The organism is Streptosporangium sp. OZ121 (genome assembly GCF_051918885.1).
In the GTDB taxonomy this organism is placed as follows: domain Bacteria; phylum Actinomycetota; class Actinomycetes; order Streptosporangiales; family Streptosporangiaceae; genus Streptosporangium.
On record NZ_JBPXMC010000066.1, the window covers coordinates 1 to 4,559 of the forward strand.

Here is a 4,559-nt window from a genome sequence, read left to right on the forward strand (position 1 = left end):
GGGCGCAAGGACACCCATCCGTATGGTTTCGCGCCGTTGGATCGGGTGGTGGACGGCGATGATCATCAGGTGCGGTATACGTATGCCACGGTGGGGCGCACGGCGGCGGCGCCGGCGGCGGGGCATCCGCGTGAATTCGTGCTGACGGGCATCGACTATGTCGCGCCGGGGGCGCAGAGCGAGTACGCGCGGGTGCGGTTCGGCTATGGCGCTCCGGTGTTGTGCGGGGATGCGGCGTCGGGGATGTTGCCGGTGGGGGCGCGGTTGGATTACCGGCTGGGCTTTGGCCGATTGAGCGGGACGCGCAAGCTGGTGCAGGTGTCGACGCAGACGGCCAAGACCTCGGGGGCGGCGGGGTATGACACCCGCAGCGTGTACACGCTGTCCTATGACAGCGCCACCGAGAAGTGCACGGGGCCGGGCGGGGCGCCGTTTCGGCAGTTGGCCTCGGTGCAGCGGACGGTGAATCGTCCGGTGGTGGCCGGGCAGACGGGGCCGGCGCAGACGGTGTTGCCGGCCACCACGTTCACCTACGGTAAGGCGGCGGCTTATACCGGTAACGAGCATTATGGTGATGCGACGGTGATCGACGTGCCCGGGGTGGGCATGCCCGAGTCGATCGATACCAATGGTGCCGGTACCGGGCCGGTGCCCGATGGGGAGTCGATTCCGCCGGGCCGTGATTTCGGGTCGTGTAAGGCGTTGTTTTGCCCGTGGCCGGATGCCGATGGGGTGTTGCATGCCTTCGATATTCAGGTGCAGACCTCTCGGGGGCAGGCGACCGGGGAGAGCGTGACGCGCATGTGGGTGGATATCAACGACGATGGGCGGCTGGATGTTTTGCATCGGCCCGGGGCGGTGGATCTGGCCACGCCGGCGCCGACTACCGGCGGGTGTGAGATCGATGTGTATGTCAACACGCCGTCGGGGTTTGTGAAGAACGACCCGTCGTTGTTTCCGCGTTTCAGCCTGCGTAAGGCGATGGCCGATGTGCCGGTGCCGGCGGCGGTGGGCGCGTCGGGGTCGGGGGAGTTGCTGTGTTCGCTGAGCCGGTCGTTCTCGGCGGCATCGGAGTCGACCGATCCGCAGCGGCCGTGTACCTCTTATCCGAGCTGGCATGGGAACGCGCCGGTGGAGTTTCGCTCGATGCAGCAGGTGGCGCACGCGTTCGTGGACACCGACGCCGATGGGGATCCCGATCTGGTCTCTCAGCCGATCGCGGCGGTGACTTGCCCCTATGTCAGCACCCATGGGGTGGAGGCTCCGCCGGCGACGCTGGGCCAGGCCGAGGAGCAAGAAGATCCGGCCTGGTCGCCGGAGTACACCTTTCATTGGCCGGTCAACTCGCCGTATCGGTGGATGACCAGTGCCCGGCAGAACGCGTTTTACATCTACCGCAACACCGGGCGGGGGTTTGAGGAGACGCCGACTCGGGTGCAGGTGCCCCATGAGCGTCCCTCGCGCGATGAGGTGCGCTATCAGTGGCTTTTCGACGCGTCGGTGGCGCGGGTTGCGCAGCCGTCGTTGCTGGCGGGGTTGAGCATGGGGGTGCAGTTGCCCTCGCAGACGGTGCGCGCGCCGCAGGCGCTGGCCGATCTCAACGGTGATGGGCGCGCTGATTTCCTCACCGCCAACGGCAACATGTATCCCGGCACCGCAGACGGCGGGTTTGAGCCCGAGCCGCTGGCGGTGCCGGGCGGGGTCGAGGATCCGCCGTTGCCGTGGGTCGCCCGCGACAACGGCGAGAGCGGCGACAATGTCTATACCGCGCAGGTGAAGGACGGGCTGGGCCCGGATGTCAACGGTGACGGTCTGCCGGACATGGTGACGGTGACCGATCGGGGTCCGCAGGTGCGTTTCAACACCGGGTTCGGGTTCGGTGGCCAGGCCGATGGCGGACAGGTGCTGTTCAGTGACGGCACGCCGGAGACGAACAAGTTGCAGTCGTTTCGGGTGGCGCTGGGGGAGCTGGATTGGCAGGACTATCCCACCGGCGCGCAGCGCTCGCATACCACCAAGATGGTGGATTTGGATTACGACGGCATCAATGATGTTTTGGTTTATGTTCCGGGCGGGCCGGGGGCGAAGCTGTTCTTGGGCGGGGGCAGCACGTGGGTCAAGCAGGCGTCGGTGAGCGCGTGGACCCAGGCGATGCTGGGCGGGCATGTCAAGGGGTTCGGGCCGCGCACCCAGTACACCGATCGGGCTGATTACCGGCAGGTGGTCACCCATCAGGCGGCGGATCTCAATGGGGACGGGCTTGTTGATCTGATCGAGGACGCCGGCGCCGATGGCAGGTTGTCGGTGCGCTACGCCAAACCGATCTTGGACCTCAGTCCTGCGCATGCGGCTCCGGCCCGGTTGCTGCGCACGGTCTCCAACGGCTCGGGCGCCACGACCACCGTCACCTACAGCCGCGACAGCGAAGCCGGCAAATGGGTGGTCAAGCAGGTCAGCACCGATCCGGGTCATGGCCAGCCGGCCGTGGTCGTCGATCACGCCTACGTCGGTGCGGTACGGGTGGCCGACCCCTATGGTCGGGGTGTTTTCCGCGGGTTCACCCAGGTCCACACCCGCACCGGGAACGCGCCGGGCACCGCCGATGACGCCAGCGCCATCACCGTTTATGCCTACGACAAGGATCCGCGCGGGCTGGTGACCACCAGTACGAGTGTGCTGGGTCATATCGCGCAGCTGACCGATGACACCGCCAAGGTGATGCGCGTGGTCGATGCGACCTACACGTTGTCGGCGGATTTGGGGCGGGCGCCGGGCATGCGCGCCGATTACCCCTCCCGGGTGGTGCTGCCCGAGGAGACGGTGTCTTATACCTGTACCGGCGCGGCCGGGCAGACGCTGGCCGCGTGCCGCACCAGCGGGGCGAAGGTGCGTCAGGTCACCGACTGGGACCGCCAGGAGGTGGGCGGGAAGTATGTGATGGATCTGCCGGCCAAAACCGACACGATCTTCACCAACGGCCAGGGCAAACAAGAGACCCGCCGCACTCGTTCCCTCTACCGGCTGGCGTGGACCAGCGCGGTCTTCAACGTCGCCCCCGACATCACCGGCACCGAGGTCGCCTTGGACGGGGCGGCCGGCACCGAGCTGGGCCGCATCCGCTACGCCTACCACGATGAGCATTTCCGGTTCGTCAAGACCATCACCGTCGAAGACGCCGATGAGGACGTGCCGGACAAGACCAGCCGGTTCGTCTACTACGGCGGCACTGGCGCCGACCGGGGGCAGCTGTATCGCACCTGGGCCCCCGAGCAGGCGGCCCAGGGCAGCGGCGTGGACAGTCCCGGATACACCCAGTACGGCTACGACGTCCACGGGGTGCACGTCGTGCGCACCGAAGGACCCGTCCGCTACGACGACAACCCGATCCGCCACGTGGTCACCACCGTGATCGACCCCGGCACCGGGGCCGTTTTGGAAAGTGAGGGCCCCAACTACGGCTGCCCCGACGGCCCCGACACCGGCACCGCACCGGACCCGGCGACCGCGTGCAGCTTCGACCAAGCCGATCAGGCCAACCTGACCGAGCTGGTGCGCACCCACGTCGACGGCCTCGGCAGGCCCACCCGCTCGTTGAGTTTCGCCATCGGCGACACCGCCCGCACCCAGGGCGCGGAACTATCGCGCACCACCTACGACGACCGGGCCGCTGAGCTGGGCACCGGCACCGGCCGGGTGTCGATCGTGGCTGAGGACCCGGTCGGTGACGGCGAGGTGGGCCGCTCGGTGATCGAGGTCGACGGATTGGGGCGGGCGTTGCGCACCAGCGTCGACCAGGACGGCTCCCGCACCCGCATCAACACCTTCACCTACGACGCTCAGGGCCGCGCCCAGGATGTGTTCGTTCCCCGCGCTGATGGCACCGCCGGCGTGGTCGGGTTCCGCACCAGCTACGACGCGCTAGGCCGGGCCATTGAAGTGGCCGAGCACGGCACCACCTTCACCCCCCTGCAGCGCACCACCTATGACGGGCTGAAGACCACCACCGCGCAGATGAGCACCGGCAGCTCACCGGCCAAGCAGACCACCTTGACCACCGACGCGGCCGGGCAGCTGATCGCGGTGGGTGAGCAGCTCATCGACCCGATCGATGCCGTCACCCGTTATGCCTACGACGGGGCCGGTAACACCGCGAAGGTCACCGACCCCGACGGCATCACCACCACTTTCACCCACGACTACAGCGGCAACCGGCTCTCCTCCACCACGGCGGGCCGCACCTGGCGTTACGGCTACGACCGCAACGACAACCCCACGTCCGTCACCGAACCCCTGCCCGCCGGGGCCGAGGCCGCCGATTACACCCACCACAACGTCTACGACGCCGCCGACCGGCTGATCCGCCAGGTGCCCGCGGTCCGCGACCTGGAAGCATCAGAGGCCAACCCGGCCGACCGGATCGCCGAGTTCAAGATCGGCGCCACCGACTACGTCTACGACACCCCGCACCCCTCGCTGGACGCCGCCGGCGGGCAGGCGGGCTACAGCGTGGGTCGGCTGACCTCGGCCACCTCCCCGGCGCTGACCACGATCAGCCGCTT

The 4,559-nt window shown here is 68.0% G+C and carries 1 protein-coding gene; it reads left to right on the forward strand.

Annotation, left to right across the window (positions count from 1 at the left end; all coding sequences use genetic code 11):
- On the forward strand, positions 1-4,559 hold a 4,559-nt coding region (locus ACTOQ1_RS42650), incomplete at both ends, for an RHS repeat domain-containing protein (RefSeq protein ID WP_440074280.1).